Source organism: Rhizobium sp. GN54 (genome assembly GCF_021026345.1).
Lineage (GTDB): Bacteria > Pseudomonadota > Alphaproteobacteria > Rhizobiales > Rhizobiaceae > Mycoplana.
Genome location: NZ_JAJNCZ010000015.1, coordinates 47700 through 62686, shown reverse-complemented (window position 1 = coordinate 62686; position 14987 = coordinate 47700). Strand labels below are relative to the sequence as shown.

Sequence of the window (14987 nt, the reverse complement as noted above, 5' to 3'; positions counted from 1 at the left end):
CCGGTCAGGCCTTGCCGCGGTTCGGCGAGGAGAGCGCGCGATCGCTGTCCGCTGCGATGAAATCGAGGATGTGCATGACGGGAACGCAATCCGCATAATCCTCGCGAATGGCGGCCGCATTGTTGCGGATCGATGCCTCGCCCTCGAAGATTTCCTTGAACGCCCGGCGGACCCGATGGATCGTCGCCTTGTCCATGCCCGAGCGCGACATGCCGACGACGTTGATGCCGCCGAGGATGCCCGGATTGCCGTTCAGCATGCCGTAGGGGATGACGTCGTAGGCCACGGCCGAAAGGCCGCCGACGAAGGCATGGCGTCCGACCCGCGCGAACTGGTGCACCGCCGAACCGCCGCCGAGAATGGCGCGATCTTCGACCGTCACGTGGCCGGCCAGCATGACGTTGTTCGACAGGATGATGTTGTTGCCGAGGATGCAGTCGTGGGCGATGTGCGAATAAGCCAGGAACAGGTTGTCGTCGCCGACGACGGTCTTGCCGCCGCCACCGGCGGTGCCGGTGTTCATCGTCACGCCTTCGCGGATCGTGTTGCGCTCGCCGACGGTCAGCGTCGTGTCCTCGCCGCCATGATGGATGCTCTGCGGGTCGCCACCGATGACGGCGGAGGGAAAGATGCGCGTGCCGCGCCCGATCGTCGTGCGTCCGGCGACCACGACATGGGTCAGAAGCTCGACCTCGTCGCCGAGAACGACATTCGGCCCCACGTGGCAGAAGGGGCCGACGACGACGTTCTCCCCGATCACCGCCCCGTCTTCGACGACGGAGAGCGGATGGATCCTGGCGCTGGCTGCAATCATGTTCAGGCGTCTTCCTTGTTGACGATCATCGCGCCGATATCAGCTTCGGCGACAAGTTGCCCATCAACTTTTGCGTCGCAGTGAAACTTCCAGATATTCCCGCGCTGCTTCTGTTTCACGACATGATACTCGACGCGGTCGCCGGGGATGACCGGCTTGCGGAAGCGGGCATTGTCGATCGTCATGAAATAGACGAGGTTGGTGCCGGTTCCGGTCTTGCGCGCGCAGATCGCGCCGGCCGTCTGCGCCATGCCCTCGATCAGGAGCACGCCGGGCATGATCGGGTGGTCCGGGAAGTGTCCGGTGAACTGCGGCTCGTTGACCGTCACGTTCTTGATGCCGATCGCGGAATTGTCGCCGTCGATCTCGATGATCTTGTCCACCAGCAAGAACGGATAGCGGTGCGGCAAAAGCGTCAGGATATCCTTCAGTTCGGCGACGCCCAGGGCCTCCCTCTTTTCCTCGCTCATTCCTTGTCACCCGTCTTCTTTCTATTGTTGATCCGCATCGTCATCTCGGCCACGTCGCGCAGGAAATCGCGCATCGGCCGCGCCGGTATCCCGCCATAGCGCTCACCGGCGGGAATATCGGCGACCACGCCGCTCATCGCGGCAATCTGCACGCCGTCGCCGATGGTGATGTGGCCGTTCACGCCCGTGGCGCCGCCGATCATCACGCCATCGCCGATGCGCGTGCTGCCGGCGATGCCGACCTTGCTGACGATGCCGCAATGCCGGCCGATGCGGACGTTGTGGCCGATCTGCACCTGGTTGTCGATCTTGGTCCCCTCGCCGATTACGGTATCGTCCATCGTGCCCCGGTCGATCGTCGTGCCGGCTCCGATCTCCACATCGTCCTGGATGATGACGCGGCCGACCTGCACGATCTTGATCATGCCGCCCTTGGGGCCCGGACCGTAGCCGAACCCGTCCTGGCCGATGCAGGCGCCGGGGTGAAGGATGACGCGGTTGCCGATCAGCGCGCACTGGATCCGGGCGCCGGCGGAAATCGTACAGTCACGCCCGATCCGCACACCGGCCGCAATCGTGACCCCCGGGCCGATCTGCGTGCCCTCGCCGATCTCGACATTGGCGCCGATCACCGTCATCGGCTCCACGACAACGCCCGCCTCGAGACGCGCGGTCGGATCGATATAGGCGAGTGGGGAGATGCCGGCGGGCTCGGACGTGGACAAGGCCGGGCGCATCGCGCCGGGCTGCAGGATCTCGCCTGCCAGCGCGAAAGCCATGTGCGCCCGCTTCGTCTGCAGGATGGTAACGTGATCCGGCACCAGCGACGCCAGCGACGGATCGCACAGGATGGCGGTCGCCTGGCAGGTCTCGAGTTCAGCCTTCGTCTTGCGCGACAGCAGGTAGCAGAGGTCTCCCTCCTTCGCCCGGTAGACCGGCGCAACGTTATGCACCAGCCGGGATCCGGCAGCCGGGTCGAAAAGTTCCGCCCCGAGGCGGTTCGCCAGATCGTCCAGGCGAACGCCGTCGTGCGGCGGAAAGAACCAGTTTTGTTCCATCAGCATAGACCCCAGAACAGTCCGTTGTCAGCAGTTCTGGACTGCTTGGATCAGAAGGTCGACGAAATGCCGAACTTGAACCGCTGCGTTTCGTCGAAGTCTTCCTTCACGACCGGGATCGCGTAGTCGACGCGCAGGGGACCGAACGGCGAAGACCAGATCAGGCTGGCGCCGAGCGATGCGCGCCAGGACATGCTGGTGCCCTCGACATCGTCGTCGCCGATGTCGACCTTGTTGCCGTAGAGCGTGCCGGCATCGGCGAAGAACGCGCCACGGAAGCCGGCGTCACGCGCGATGAACGGCAGCGGGAAGCTCGTCTCGGCCGAAACCGTGAAGTAGGTCGTGCCGCCGATCTCGTCGCCGTTCGCCATGCGCGGGCCGATACCGCCGCTCTCGAAGCCGCGAAGGTCGTTGGCGTTCAGCTGGAACTGGTCGAAGACATGCAGGTCGCCGCTCGTCGGCGTCATGTAGCCGGCGCCGGCCGACAGAGACCCGACGATGTCCGCGTCCTCGAGCAGCGTACGGAAGTAACGCGCCTTGCCGTAGATCTTGTAGAAGTCCGAATCGCCGCCAACACCCGCGAATTCCTGGGTAAAGGTCGCGTAGATGCCGTCGCGCGGCATCTTGCGATCGTCCAGGGTATCGAAGGTCATCGAGTGCGAGATCGACGAACGGACCCACGGGCTGCCATCGACGGCATCCCAATAGGGACGCGACAGGTCGCGGTCTTCCGGCGCCTTCGCCAGATCCTCTTCCTCGTTGACGTTCGTGCTGTAGTCCATCTTCGTGTAGTTGTACCGCAGCGTCGTCGACAGGTCCTCGGTGATCGGCGCGGTGACGCGAAGCGTGAAGCCCTGGTTATCGATGTCGTAGAAGTCTTCGGAATTGTCCTCGTTCCGGAACAGGTCGAAGCCGGCGGCCAGCCGGTAGCCGAGGAAGTAGGGTTCCGTGAAGTTCAGGCTGTAGTTGCGCGAATCGTCGCCACCGCCGGCGGCGATGCGGATGTACTGCCCGCGACCGAGGAAGTTCTTCTCTTCGATCGAGGCTTCGAGCTTGAAGCCGCCGTCGTTGCCCGTCGAATAGCCGGCGCCGATGCCGAAGGTACCGGTCGACTGGTCCTGAACGTCGACGATCAGGACGACGCGGTCGGAAGCACTGCCCGGAGCGGTCGTGATGTTGACAGACGAGAAGAACCCGAGGGCGTCCAGACGGCGCTTGGCGCTGTTGATGACTTCCTGGTTGAAGGCGTCGCCTTCGCTGATGTCGAATTCGCGGCGGATGACGAAGTCGCGCGTGCGGGTGTTGCCGCGGATCTCGATGCGCTCGACATAGGCGCGCTCGCCCTGGTCGACGAGGTAGTCGACCGCGATCGTGTGGTTGGCGAAGTCGCGGTTGCCACGCGGGGTGACGCGGGCAAAGGGATAGCCGCGAGCGGCGACCACGCGCGAAATCTGCGACATCGAATCCTGGACGTCGTTGGCGCGGTAGACGTCGCCGGCACGCGATTCGACGAGACCCTTCAACTGCTCAGCATCGACGCCCTCGACGGTCGATTCAACGGTGATGTCGCCAAACTTGTAGCGCTCGCCTTCCTCGACGGTGAAGGTGATCGCGTATTCGTTCGTGCTCTCGTCAAGCACGGCCTCCGAGGAAACGATCTGGAAGTCGGCATAGCCGTGGTTGAAGTAGAACTGGCGCAGCGCCTCTTCGTCGGCGCGTAGCTTCATTTCGTCATAGACGTCCTTGCGCGACAGGAACGACAGCGGGCCGGACTTCTTGGTATTGACCACGGAGCGCAGGCGGCCGTCGCTGTAGGCATTGTTGCCGACGAAGTTGATCGCCGAGATCTTGGTCCGGTCGCCCTCGTTGATGACGAAGGCGACGTTCACGCGGCCGTTGCCGACGTCGTATGTCTGCGTCGTCACCGTCGCATCGCTGCGGCCGATCGCGGCATAGGCATCCTTGATCGACTGAATGTCGCTCTCGATCGTCGTCTCGCTGAACGGACCGAGCGACTGCGAACGGACGACGCCCGCGAGCTTGTCGTCCTTGATCTTGCGGTTGCCGTTAAACACGACCTGGTTGATGAGCCGGTTCTCGTCGACGACGACGACGAGCGTGCTGCCGGAAACGCTGATGCGGACGTCGGAGAAATAACCGGTCCCGAACAGGCGGCGCACGGAGGCATCGATATCGGAATTGCTGAAGGTCTTGCCCGGCTGGATCGTGAGATTGGAGCGAACGGTTTCAGCGCTGACACGATCGGCGCCGCGAACATCGATGCGCTGGATGACGGCAGCTTCTGCGGCACTTACGGCAACGAGCGAGACGGCTGCTCCACCAGCCACCACCATGCTCGTGGAAAGGGCAACGGCAGACACCGCGTTCAAAAATCTTGAACCAGCTTTCATTTTCACAACTTACCTTCGTTTCAATGTCCCGCGGCGAACTCGAAAACCCGACTCCGGTCACGATGCCGTTTTAACCGCTTTTGCCATACAAGCAAGCACGCCCGTTAATTTCTGTTTACTTCGATTCGAACCGTGGCCCATAGGCCACTAAAGGTTTCAAACACGGTAAACAGGACCTTAGCGGAACCCCTGCCCGCCCCTGCTTCAGCGCCTGAAATACCCGCGCAGGCTTACCCGAGCCTACCGAAAGTATCGTTCCAGGTCGCAAACACCGTCAGCATCAGGATCAGCGCCATTCCGATACGAAAGGCGATCTCCTGCGTCCTCGGGCCGACGGGCCGTCCGCGAAGGGCTTCAACCGCATAGAACATCAGGTGCCCCCCATCAAGTACCGGAACAGGCATTAGGTTCAAAAGTCCAATGGAAACAGACAGAACGGCCGCTAGCTGCAGCAGGGCGGCAACACCGAGGGTCGCCATCTGCCCCGAAGCCTGCGCCACCCGGATCGGCCCGCCGATCTGATCGGCCTTCATGCGGCCGGTAACGACGTTCGCCAGGTAGTCGAAGGTGCCGGTGACGATGTACCAGCTCTGCAGCGCGCCCTGCCCGACCGCCTGCAGCGGGCTGTATTCCACCACGCGGAAATTGCCGGTCGCCTCGTTCGTCACGATGCCGATGACGCCGACCTCCATCTTGTTGCCGAACTGGTCGGAAAGCTCCGTCCGCTGCGGCACCATGCGCAGGTCGCGGTTCTCGCCGTCGCGCTGGATCGTCACGACGATCGGCACCTCCGGGCGCACGCTCACATAGCGGCGGACGTCGTCGAAAGTCCGCACCGGCGAACCGTCGATGGAAACCAGGAGGTCGCCCGGCAGGATGCCGGCCGCCGCCGCAGCGCTCGATTCGCGCACCTCCGCCACCACCGGATCGGCGACCTGGCGGCCGTAGGTCGCAAACGTCACGCTGAAGATCGCGATCGCAAGGATGAAGTTGGCGATCGGCCCGGCCGCCACGGTCACGGCACGCTTCCACAGCGCCGCACCGAGGAAGGTCCGCGACCGCTCCGCGTCCGTCAGGCCGCCCAGCTTGCCGTAGTCCGGAGTGGAGGCGGCATCCTCGTCGCCGTGGAACTTGACATAGCCGCCGAGCGGAATGGCGCAGAGCTTCCACCGGGTGCCGTGGCGGTCGTTGAAGCCGGCGATCTCGGGACCGAAGCCGACGGAGAAGGCGGTGATGCCGATGCCGCACCAGCGTCCGGCGAGATAGTGCCCCATCTCGTGGATGAAGACGATCAGGGTCAGGACGACCAGGAACGGAATGATGGTGCCGGTGACGAGGCCGAACGCGTGCTGCAACAGTTCCATATCTGCGATGGGCTCCCTGGAAAGCTGGCGTCAAAGGCCAAGAAGAAACGCGCCCGTCGACGCGGATTGCTGCCCCGACAACATTGCCGCCAGACCCAGCAGAAACGCCGCGAAACAGGCGAAAACAAGACCGTCCACCCGGTCCATGACGCCGCCGTGCCCCGGGATCAGGCGGCTCGAATCCTTGACGCCGAACCGGCGCTTGATGAAGGATTCGAACAGATCCCCGACCTGGCTGAAGACGGACAGGATGAAGGCGACGAAAGGGATCCACGGCCCGATCGACGGGAAGAAGGCGAGATAGAGGACACTGCCGGCAACGATAGCCGAGAGCGTGCCTCCGATCGCACCGGACCATGTCTTGCCCGGCGAGATCGACGGGGCGAGCTTCGGGCCGCCGATCGCCCGGCCGACGAAATAGGCCAGGATGTCGGTCGCCCAGACGACGGAAAAGACGAACAGCATGGCAATCAGGCCGGTGGCGTCGCCGCCGCGGATGGCGGCGAGCGAGACGGCCGTCAGCCCGGCATAGGCGATTCCGCCCGGAAGCCAGAAGCTCCGCTTAAACGCGACCGCATGGATCGCCGACAACGCTACAGCACCGGCGATGGTGACGAGCGCCAGTTCCTCCTCGGCATAGACCACCATGGCGGCGACGGCCACGGTCACGGCCCAGCCGAAGGCATTGCCCCGCACGTCGGCCTCGGCGAGGCGCGTGATCGTCGACCATTCGTAATAGACCAGAAGGGCGATCAGCGACGACAGCAGCCGGAACGGCAGGCCGCCGGCCCAGGCGGCGGCGAGGACGACGGTAGCGAGAACCAGTCCGGATACGATGCGAAGCCGCAGTTCGGTGCCCATCAGGGGCCCACTGCCAGCGTCGGCGCGGACACGCCGCCGAAGCGCCGCTCGCGGCCGGCATAGTTCGCCAGCGCCTCGAGGAAGGTCGCCCGCGAAAAATCAGGCCAGAACTCGGGTACGAACATGAGCTCGGCATAGGCCGCCTGCCAGAGCAGGAAGTTCGACAGGCGCTCCTCGCCGCTTGTGCGGATGATGAGGTCCGGATCGGGAATGCCCGCCGTGTCCAGCCGCGCGCTGATCAGATCGGAAGTGACCTGCGCGGGATGAAGGAGCCCGATCGACACATCGCTCGCGATCGAACGCACGGCGCGGGCGATCTCGTCGCGGGCGCCGTAGTTGAAGGCGATGACCAGCGTGATCGCGGTATTGTCCCGCGTCTTCTCCTCCGCTTCCAGAAGCAGCGGCAGGATGTCGTCACGCAGGTTGGAGCGGTCGCCGATGACCCGGATCCGCACGTTTTCCTTGTGCAGGGTCGCGAGATCGCGACGGATGAAGGTCTTCAGCAGGCCCATGAGGTCGGAGACCTCGCTCTCCGGCCGGCTCCAGTTCTCCGAAGAAAAGGCGAAGAGCGTCAGGTACGACACGCCCGCATCGGCGGCGGTACGCACCGCTTCGCGCACGGCCTCCACCCCCTTGCGGTGCCCCATGCTTCGCGGCAGGCCGCGAACATTGGCCCAGCGCCCGTTGCCGTCCATGATGATGGCAACGTGGTCGGGTATGTTCTTCACAGCATGATGGGTCATCGACGATCCGTGGACGAAAGCGGGAAACCGGGCAAGCCTGCGCTCAGACCTGCATGATTTCCTTTTCCTTCTCGGCAAGCAAGCGATCGACTTCGGAAATCATGTCGTCCGTCATCTTTTGAACTTTTTCGGACTGGCCGCGGCTGATGTCCTGGCCGATATCGCCATCCTTCTCGGCTTTTTTCAGGTCGTCCATGCCGTCGCGGCGCACGTGGCGGATCGCCACCTTGCCCTTCTCGGCATAGTCGTGGGCGATCTTGACGAGCGAACGGCGGCGCTCCTCGTTCAGCTCCGGCAGCGGAATGCGCAGGTTCTGGCCATCGACGATCGGGTTCAACCCGAGATTGGATTCGCGGATCGCGCGGTCGACTGCGCCGACCATCTGCTTGTCCCAGACCGAGACGGCCAGCATGCGCGGCTCCGGCACCGTGATGTTGGCGACCTGGTTCAGCGGCATGCGCGAGCCGTAGGCCTCCACCGTCACCGGATCGAGGACGTTGGCCGAGGCGCGGCCGGTGCGCAGCGAAGCGATATCGTGCTTGAACGCGGAAACGGCACCATCCATGCGGCGCTTCAGTTCCTTCAGATCAACACCTTCACTCATAGCTTGGAACTCCCGTTATAGGGAAACGGCGGATCTTGTGCGCCGTTTCGGAATCAATTGTCGGATACGATGGTCCCGCGACCGCCGCCGGTCAATATTTGTGCAAAACCGCCCTTCTCGTGGATGGAGAAGACGACGATCGGGATCGCGTTCTCGCGGGCGAGCGCCACGGCTGCGATATCCATCACGGCGAGCCCTCTTTCGAGCACTTCGCCATGCGTCAGGCGGTCGAAACGGGTGGCGTCGGGGTATTTCTTCGGATCCGCCGAATAGATGCCGTCGACCTGCGTGCCCTTGAAGATCGCCTCGGCGCCGATCTCGGCGGCGCGAAGGGCTGCGGCGGAATCGGTGGTGAAGAACGGATTGCCGGTGCCGCCGGCAAAGATGACCACGCGTCCGGCCGCCAGATGGGCGAGCGTGGCGCGCTGCGAGAAGCTCTCGCAGATCTCCGGCATGGCGATGGCGGAGAGGACGACGGTGTCGATGTCGAGCTTGCGCAGCGAGGTCGCCAGCGCCAGCGCATTGATCACGGTCGCGAGCATGCCCATGTGGTCGCCGGTGACGCGATCGCCGCCCTTGGAGGCCACTGCGACGCCGCGGAAGATGTTGCCGCCACCGACGACGACGCCGACCTCGACCCCCATCCCGCGCGCCTCGGCGATGTCGGAGGCGATGCGGTCGGCGACGGCGACGTCGATGCCGAAGCCCTGCGAGCCCATCAACGCCTCGCCCGAGGCCTTCAGCAGAACGCGTTTGTAGATCGGTTTGGCGGACATTGGCGCTCCTGGTGGTTGGACTGGACATCGCGGCGAGGCGGATGCGGCAACGACAGCGCGCACGGTCGCGTGGCAGCGCTCGAGACGCCCGGGGCCTCGCCGTGAGCCGGATACACGAAGGGCACCGCGTTGTCACGCGATGCCCCGTTTCTTTTCCAAAGTCGCTTGTCTTTTCCCAAATCGGGTAAAGAAAATCAGCCCTTGGCGACAGCAGCCACTTCGGCTGCGAAGTCGCTTTCTTCCTTCTCGACGCCTTCGCCGAGCAGCAGGCGAGCCATACCGGTAACTTCGATCGGTGCGCCGGCGAGCTTTTCAGCGTCCTTGATGGCCTGACCGACCGTGATCTCCGGGTTCATGACGAAAGCCTGCGACAGAAGGGCGACTTCCTCGAAGAACTTGCGCATGCGGCCTTCGACCATCTTCTCGATGATGCTGTCCGGCTTGCCGGACGCGCGCGACTGCTCGATGAAGACGTTGCGTTCGCGCTCGGCGACCGCCGCGTCGACTTCCTCGGCGCGGATGGCCAGCGGGTTGGTCGCAGCAACGTGCATGGCGACCTGGCGGCCGACCGAATAGAGCACTTCCTTGTCGCCGATCGACTTCAGAGCGACGAGAACGCCGAGCTTGCCGATACCGTCGCCGGCAGCGTTGTGGATATAGGTGGCAACAACGCCGTCCTCGACCGTCAGGAGAGCCGAGCGGCGCAGCGTCATGTTCTCGCCGATCGTCGCGATCGCGTCCTTGATCGTATCCTCGACGGACTTGCCGGTCGCCGGATAGGTCGCCTTGGAGATCGCCTCGACGCTGCCGTCGGTGGTCAGCGCGACATTGGCGACGCCGCGGACCAGTTCCTGGAAGGCCTCGTTGCGGGCGACGAAGTCGGTCTCGGAGTTGATCTCGACGGCAACGGCCTTGACGCCGCCGCTGACGATGCCGATCAGGCCTTCAGCTGCGGTGCGGCCGGACTTCTTGTCGGCCTTGGCGATGCCCTTGGCGCGCAGCCAGTCGATCGCGGCTTCCATGTCGCCATTGGTCTCGTTGAGAGCCTTCTTGCAATCCATCATGCCTGCGCCGGACTTCTCGCGCAGTTCCTTCACCATTGCTGCAGTGATTTCCATCGTCTCGCCTCTTTGCGGGTTCTGCGCCCCGTCTCGCGGAAATCGGAAGATCCCCGCACGACGATGGCGCGATTTCATGTTCTCGGCAGCACTCTCGCAGCGTCCCGCGGACGCGCGGCGCGTGCGGCAGCCAATCCACCGTGCGCGTGACAGGATGATGACGAATCAGCATCCCGTTGCACCATGATCGCGCGACATCGCGCGCATCAGTGGCAAAAGAGACAAGGCCGTTCGACCCTCGCCGGAGACAAACGGCCTTGTCCAGACCCTTCAACGGACGCTCGGGAGCACTCCCGACGCCCTGCCCTGTCAGGCCTGCGCGTCGTCCAGAGCCGGCTCGACCGGGGCTTCGGCGGAAGCGCCGAGGTCACGGCCGGAAGAGCTCTGCTGACGTGCGATGCCGTCGATGGCAGCGCGTGCGATCAAGTCGCAGTAAAGGGCGATGGCGCGCGAGGCGTCGTCGTTGCCCGGGATCGGGAAGTCGATCGGGTCCGGATCGCAGTTCGAATCGATGATGGCGACGACCGGGATACCGAGACGCTTGGCTTCCTGGATGGCGATCGACTCCTTGTTGGTGTCGATGATGAACATCAGGTCGGGCGTGCCGCCCATGTCCTTGATGCCGCCGAGGGCCTTGTCGAGCTTCTCGCGTTCACGCTCTAGGTTCAGGCGCTCCTTCTTGGTGAAGCCGGAGGCTTCGGAGGCCAGGATCTCGTCGAGCTTGCGCAGGCGCTGGATCGAGTTGGAGATCGTCTTCCAGTTCGTCAGCATGCCGCCGAGCCAGCGGGCGTTGACGTAGTACTGGGCCGAACGCTTGGCGGCATCGGCGATGATTTCCGAGGCCTGGCGCTTGGTGCCGACGAAGAGAACGCGACCGCCACCGGCGACGGTGTCGCTGACGACCTGCAGCGCGCGGTGAAGCAGCGGCACGGTCTGGGCGAGGTCGATGATGTGGACGTTGCTACGATCGCCGAAGATGTAGGGCTTCATCTTCGGGTTCCAGCGGTGGGTCTGGTGGCCGAAGTGAACACCAGCTTCCAGAAGCTGGCGCATGCTGAAATCAGGCAATGCCATGCCTTTTTCTCCTTTTCCGGTTGAACCTCCGCAAGGCGAACAGCGGGACCCATCGGCCCTGCCACCGGCGGAACGCTCCGGATTTCTCCCGGAAAGCCCCATGCCTCACGTGTGGAATGCGCTGCCCTTAACCGCAGTCGACGCCGAAATCAACCCCGGACGGGCGAAAAAGCCGGGATCCGCCCGGCGTCGGCTACTCGCCGGCTACTTGCAGTCGCCCGGCTGGAAGACCTCGAGATCGGCGAGCTTGCCGGAGAGGACGAAATCGCCGTAGTCCATCGTCAGGTCGCGGGTGATGCCGTTCTCGTAGAGCTTGAACGACATGCGGTAGATCGGCAGGGCGTCACCGGTTGCGTCGTCGTTGTAGTAGGCGATCGTCACCGGCCAGAACGACTGCTTGGCGAAGGACCCTGCCTTGGCGGCGTCCGGATCGTCGCTCGCCGGCATCTCTTCCTTGCCGAGCACCGTCGTGGTCATCAGCGTCTTGTCGCCGCTGTCGGAGCCGTCGAAGATGCGCGCCTCGAAGAAGCGCTCGCCCTTCTTGGCCCGCTCGATCAGTTCCAGCATGTGCTCGGTCGGAAAGACGCTGTCGGCCAGCGCGACGGCGCGCGTATCGGGCGATGTCAGTTCGACGTTGACGCCGTCCTTCTCGTCCTGGGCGTTGCCGCGCACTTCCTTGTCCAGCTTCTCGTCGGTGAACGAGCGGGTGAGGAAGCGGAAGCTGCGGTTCTTCAGGTCTTCATAGGTGGTGGTCTGCTGGTCCGTCAGCCGCGTCTCCTCGCCGGTGTTGATCTGGGTGACGAAGCGGAAGCTGACGGTATAGCCCTCGCAGGCATTGCCGTTGAACTCGTAGACCATGCGGCCGTACATGCCGGCGATCCCCGAGCGTTCCGAGGCATCCTTGAGCTGCAGGTCGTAGACGGCGCGGTGCGGTGCCAGTCCTGCTGCTGCGGCCGGCGCCGGCGCGAGCGCTGTGATGAACGCCGCTGCGCAGAATGCCGGGACAAAGGTTGAGCGAAACATCCGTTTCCTCCTGTTGAACTCGGCCGCGATGTTATAAGTACACATTCGGCAAGAGCGGGGCGCAAGGGCATTGCATGCCGCATTGTAGCAGAAAACGCAATCGAGGCGGCATGCCTGCGCACAGTTCGCACATGCCGGCTTTCGAGACACACCTTCATGCGGCAGGCCGCGGACTGCGGCGCCGTCGACAGATCGCAGGATGGAGAACAGCATGTCCGCCGAAATCGAAAACAGGGTCAAGGAACTGGGCTACGTCATTCCGACCGCCGCCGCGCCCGCCGCAAATTATGTCTCCTGCGTGATCAGCGGCCAGGTCCTGCACATCTCCGGGCAACTGCCGATCGCCGACGGCAAGATCGCCGTCACCGGCCATCTCGGCAACGATGTCGACGTCGCCACCGGCCAGAAGGCGGCCGAGCTCTGCGCCGTCAACATCCTCGCCCAGGCGAAGGCAGCCCTCGGCGGTGATCTCTCCCGCATCAAGCGAATCATCAAGATCAACGGTTTCGTGGCGTCCGCTCCCACATTCGTCGAACAGCACCTGGTCATCAACGGCGCCTCCAACCTCCTCGTCAACGCCCTTGGCGAGCCCGGCAAGCATGCCCGCGCCGCCGTCGGCATGGCGGCCCTGCCGATGAACGCGGCCGTCGAGATCGACGCGATCGTGGAAATCGCCTGATGCCATCCGGCGAGCTTTCCTGGCTGACCGCGCAACCGATCGCCCATCGCGGCTTTCACGACATGAACCGCACCATATGGGAAAACACGCTCTCGGCCTTCGCCCGCGCAGCCGATGCGGGCTTTGCGATCGAGTGCGACCTGCAATATGCCGCCGACGGCGTGCCGGTGGTCTTCCACGACGACAAGCTGGAGCGGCTCTGCGCCATCCCGGGCGACGTGCGCGCCAAGACGTCCGTGGAACTCGGCATGCTCTCGATCGGCGGCACCAAGGACAAGGTGCCGACGCTTGCGCAACTGTTGAAGCTGGTCGACGGCCGCGTGCCGCTGGTCATCGAGCTGAAGGGGCGCAAGGACGACGACGAGGGCTTCGTCGCCAGCGTCCTTGAGGTCATCGAGGACTACAAGGGGCCGATCGCCTTGATGAGCTTCGACCACTGGCTCTTGAAGGAACTGAAGGAGCTTGACGCGCCGCGGCCTGTCGGGCTGACGGCCGGCGGCATCGACCCGGAAACCTTCTTCGTGCACGAGGAGGCGATGCAACTGGGGCTGGATTTCATCTCCTATTTCTACGCCGACCTGCCCAACCCGTTCATCACCAAGGAGCGCAAGGCGGGGATCCCGGTGATCACCTGGACCGTCCGTGACGGCGCAGCCGTCGAAAAGACCCGCGCGGAAGCCGACCAGATGACCTTCGAAGGCTTCGATCCGCGGGAAGAGCTGGTCGCCTGACGATGTCCGACACCTACCGGATCCGTGTCGTCCAGCATTTCGCCGACATCCCGGCGGAGCAATGGTCGACACTTTCCGGCGCGGCGCGCGGACTTCCGGGTGCCGTCTACAATCCCTTCGTCAGCCACGCCTATCTTTCGGCGATGGAGCAGTCCGGCTCGGCGACGGCCGACACCGGCTGGCTGGGCCAGCATCTGCTGCTGGAGCAGGAGGACGGGGCGCTGCTCGGCGCGCTGCCGGCCTATCTCAAGAACCACAGCCAGGGCGAATACGTCTTCGACCATGGCTGGGCGGACGCCTTCGAGCGGGCCGGTGGGAACTACTACCCGAAACTGCAGGCCTCGGTGCCGTTCACGCCGGCGAGCGGGCCGCGGCTACTGCATCGCCATGACCTCGATCCGGCTCCCGTCCGCCAGGCGTTGGCCGCCGGCCTGCAGGAACTGGCCCGGCAGCACGGCATCTCCTCGGCACATGTCACCTTCGTGCCGGAGGACGAGATGCCGACATTCGAGGACGCCGGCTATCTGCACCGCACCGACCAGCAGTTCCATTTCCAGAACGCGGGCTACCGCTCGCACGACGACTTTCTCCAGACGCTCGCCTCGCGCAAGCGCAAGGCGCTGAAGAAGGAGCGGCGGTCGGCACTGGAGAACGGCATCGAGATCGACTGGCTGACCGGCAGCGACCTCACCGAGGACATCTGGGACCAGTTCTTCGCCTTCTACATGGATACGGGCGGACGCAAATGGGGCCGCCCCTACCTGACCCGCCAATTTTACTCGCTGATCGGCGAGCGGATGGCGGACGACATCCTGCTGGTCATGGCGAGGCGCGGCGGACGCTATGTGGCCGGCGCCATCAACTTCATCGGCGGGGATGCGCTGTACGGCCGGCACTGGGGCTGCATCGAGGACCATCCGTTCCTGCATTTCGAAGTCTGCTACCATCAGGCCATCGACTTTGCGATCGACCGGGGCCTCTCCCGCGTCGAGGCCGGCGCACAGGGCGAACACAAGCTGGCGCGCGGCTACATGCCCACCACCACTCATTCTGCGCATTATATCAGTCACCCGAGCCTGCGGCGCGCCGTCGCCGACTATCTCGAACGCGAGCGGCAGGACGTCGCCGAGACGGGCGAATGGCTGGCCGGGCACGGCCCGTTCCGCAAGGGCGGCGGGGCCGCACCGGACGAGGATTGACCGATCGATCGCGGCTCGCAGCCGCACACAGTTCCGGCCGCACGGCCACCCAATCGAAGGAG

Annotated in this window: 15 protein-coding genes; 3 read left to right on the top strand and 12 right to left on the bottom strand. The window is 64.3% G+C overall.

Going from position 1 to position 14987, the window contains the following annotated elements; all coding sequences use genetic code 11:
* Nucleotides 1-4 precede the first annotated feature (4 nt).
* The 12 genes from lpxA to LQK81_RS24750 all read right to left on the bottom strand — a co-directional run bounded on the left by lpxA (nt 5) and on the right by LQK81_RS24750 (nt 12316).
* Nucleotides 5-820: an acyl-ACP--UDP-N-acetylglucosamine O-acyltransferase gene (gene lpxA, locus LQK81_RS24805; RefSeq protein ID WP_230809108.1), complete on the bottom strand. Its 816-nt coding sequence runs from the start codon at nt 818-820 to the stop codon at nt 5-7.
* Nucleotides 817-1284, bottom strand: coding sequence for a 3-hydroxyacyl-ACP dehydratase FabZ (fabZ, locus tag LQK81_RS24800; protein ID WP_230809094.1), 468 nt, complete (start codon nt 1282-1284; stop codon nt 817-819). Before fabZ ends, lpxA begins: the two co-directional genes overlap by 4 nt.
* On the bottom strand, nt 1281-2342 hold the full coding sequence (gene lpxD, locus LQK81_RS24795) for a UDP-3-O-(3-hydroxymyristoyl)glucosamine N-acyltransferase (RefSeq protein WP_230809093.1): 1062 nt from the start codon (nt 2340-2342) through the stop codon (nt 1281-1283). The genes fabZ and lpxD overlap by 4 nt, the downstream gene beginning before the upstream one ends.
* Nucleotides 2343-2392: 50 nt before the next feature.
* On the bottom strand, nt 2393-4753 hold the full coding sequence (gene bamA, locus LQK81_RS24790; RefSeq protein WP_230809092.1) for an outer membrane protein assembly factor BamA: 2361 nt from the start codon (nt 4751-4753) through the stop codon (nt 2393-2395).
* 230 nt (nt 4754-4983) lie between these two features.
* Nucleotides 4984-6117 (bottom strand): RIP metalloprotease RseP, encoded by a 1134-nt coding sequence (gene rseP, locus LQK81_RS24785; RefSeq protein ID WP_230809091.1) that lies wholly within the window; start codon nt 6115-6117, stop codon nt 4984-4986.
* 30 nt (nt 6118-6147) lie between these two features.
* Entirely contained in the window at nt 6148-6978 is an 831-nt protein-coding gene (locus LQK81_RS24780) for a phosphatidate cytidylyltransferase (protein ID WP_230809090.1), read from the bottom strand.
* Complete coding sequence (locus tag LQK81_RS24775) at nt 6978-7721, bottom strand: isoprenyl transferase (RefSeq protein ID WP_230809089.1); 744 nt, start codon at nt 7719-7721, stop codon at nt 6978-6980. The genes LQK81_RS24780 and LQK81_RS24775 overlap by 1 nt, the downstream gene beginning before the upstream one ends.
* 43 nt (nt 7722-7764) lie before the next feature.
* Nucleotides 7765-8325: a ribosome recycling factor gene (frr, locus tag LQK81_RS24770; protein WP_230809088.1), complete on the bottom strand. Its 561-nt coding sequence runs from the start codon at nt 8323-8325 to the stop codon at nt 7765-7767.
* Nucleotides 8326-8378: 53 nt separating this feature from the next.
* On the bottom strand, nt 8379-9101 hold the full coding sequence (gene pyrH / locus LQK81_RS24765; protein ID WP_230809087.1) for a UMP kinase: 723 nt from the start codon (nt 9099-9101) through the stop codon (nt 8379-8381).
* A 194-nt stretch (nt 9102-9295) separates the two neighbouring features.
* Entirely contained in the window at nt 9296-10219 is a 924-nt protein-coding gene (gene tsf / locus LQK81_RS24760; protein ID WP_230809086.1) for a translation elongation factor Ts, read from the bottom strand.
* A 309-nt stretch (nt 10220-10528) separates the two neighbouring features.
* Nucleotides 10529-11293 carry a 30S ribosomal protein S2 gene (gene rpsB, locus LQK81_RS24755; RefSeq protein ID WP_230809085.1) on the bottom strand — a complete coding sequence of 255 codons (765 nt, stop codon included), beginning with the start codon at nt 11291-11293 and terminating at the stop codon, nt 10529-10531.
* 204 nt (nt 11294-11497) lie between these two features.
* On the bottom strand, nt 11498-12316 hold the full coding sequence (locus tag LQK81_RS24750; RefSeq protein ID WP_230809084.1) for a cell envelope integrity EipB family protein: 819 nt from the start codon (nt 12314-12316) through the stop codon (nt 11498-11500).
* A gap of 211 nt (nt 12317-12527) precedes the next feature.
* Between LQK81_RS24750 and LQK81_RS24745 the strand changes: the two genes are divergently transcribed.
* From LQK81_RS24745 to LQK81_RS24735, 3 genes are read left to right on the top strand one after another with little or no spacing between them, the layout of a single operon-like run.
* Complete coding sequence (locus tag LQK81_RS24745) at nt 12528-12995, top strand: RidA family protein (RefSeq protein WP_230809083.1); 468 nt, start codon at nt 12528-12530, stop codon at nt 12993-12995.
* The gene (locus tag LQK81_RS24740; RefSeq protein ID WP_230809082.1) at nt 12995-13726 is read left to right on the top strand and encodes a glycerophosphodiester phosphodiesterase; all 732 of its coding nucleotides are present in this window, start codon (nt 12995-12997) and stop codon (nt 13724-13726) included. The genes LQK81_RS24745 and LQK81_RS24740 overlap by 1 nt, the downstream gene beginning before the upstream one ends.
* 2 nt (nt 13727-13728) lie before the next feature.
* Complete coding sequence (locus tag LQK81_RS24735; protein WP_230809081.1) at nt 13729-14925, top strand: GNAT family N-acetyltransferase; 1197 nt, start codon at nt 13729-13731, stop codon at nt 14923-14925.
* Nucleotides 14926-14987 lie beyond the last annotated feature (62 nt).

What these genes read in the sequence shown, in the direction of transcription:
- tsf (WP_230809086.1), bottom strand. Translation starts at nt 10,219, where the DNA reads ATGGAAATCACTGCAGCAATGGTGAAGGAACTGCGCGAGAAGTCCGGC.
- LQK81_RS24750 (WP_230809084.1), bottom strand. Translation starts at nt 12,316, where the DNA reads ATGTTTCGCTCAACCTTTGTCCCGGCATTCTGCGCAGCGGCGTTCATC.
- bamA (WP_230809092.1), bottom strand. Translation starts at nt 4,753, where the DNA reads ATGAAAGCTGGTTCAAGATTTTTGAACGCGGTGTCTGCCGTTGCCCTT.
- rpsB (WP_230809085.1), bottom strand. Translation starts at nt 11,293, where the DNA reads ATGGCATTGCCTGATTTCAGCATGCGCCAGCTTCTGGAAGCTGGTGTT.
- LQK81_RS24775 (WP_230809089.1), bottom strand. Translation starts at nt 7,721, where the DNA reads ATGACCCATCATGCTGTGAAGAACATACCCGACCACGTTGCCATCATC.
- pyrH (WP_230809087.1), bottom strand. Translation starts at nt 9,101, where the DNA reads ATGTCCGCCAAACCGATCTACAAACGCGTTCTGCTGAAGGCCTCGGGC.
- LQK81_RS24780 (WP_230809090.1), bottom strand. Translation starts at nt 6,978, where the DNA reads ATGGGCACCGAACTGCGGCTTCGCATCGTATCCGGACTGGTTCTCGCT.
- LQK81_RS24735 (WP_230809081.1), top strand. Translation starts at nt 13,729, where the DNA reads ATGTCCGACACCTACCGGATCCGTGTCGTCCAGCATTTCGCCGACATC.
- lpxD (WP_230809093.1), bottom strand. Translation starts at nt 2,342, where the DNA reads ATGGAACAAAACTGGTTCTTTCCGCCGCACGACGGCGTTCGCCTGGAC.
- LQK81_RS24745 (WP_230809083.1), top strand. Translation starts at nt 12,528, where the DNA reads ATGTCCGCCGAAATCGAAAACAGGGTCAAGGAACTGGGCTACGTCATT.
- fabZ (WP_230809094.1), bottom strand. Translation starts at nt 1,284, where the DNA reads ATGAGCGAGGAAAAGAGGGAGGCCCTGGGCGTCGCCGAACTGAAGGAT.
- frr (WP_230809088.1), bottom strand. Translation starts at nt 8,325, where the DNA reads ATGAGTGAAGGTGTTGATCTGAAGGAACTGAAGCGCCGCATGGATGGT.
- LQK81_RS24740 (WP_230809082.1), top strand. Translation starts at nt 12,995, where the DNA reads ATGCCATCCGGCGAGCTTTCCTGGCTGACCGCGCAACCGATCGCCCAT.
- rseP (WP_230809091.1), bottom strand. Translation starts at nt 6,117, where the DNA reads ATGGAACTGTTGCAGCACGCGTTCGGCCTCGTCACCGGCACCATCATT.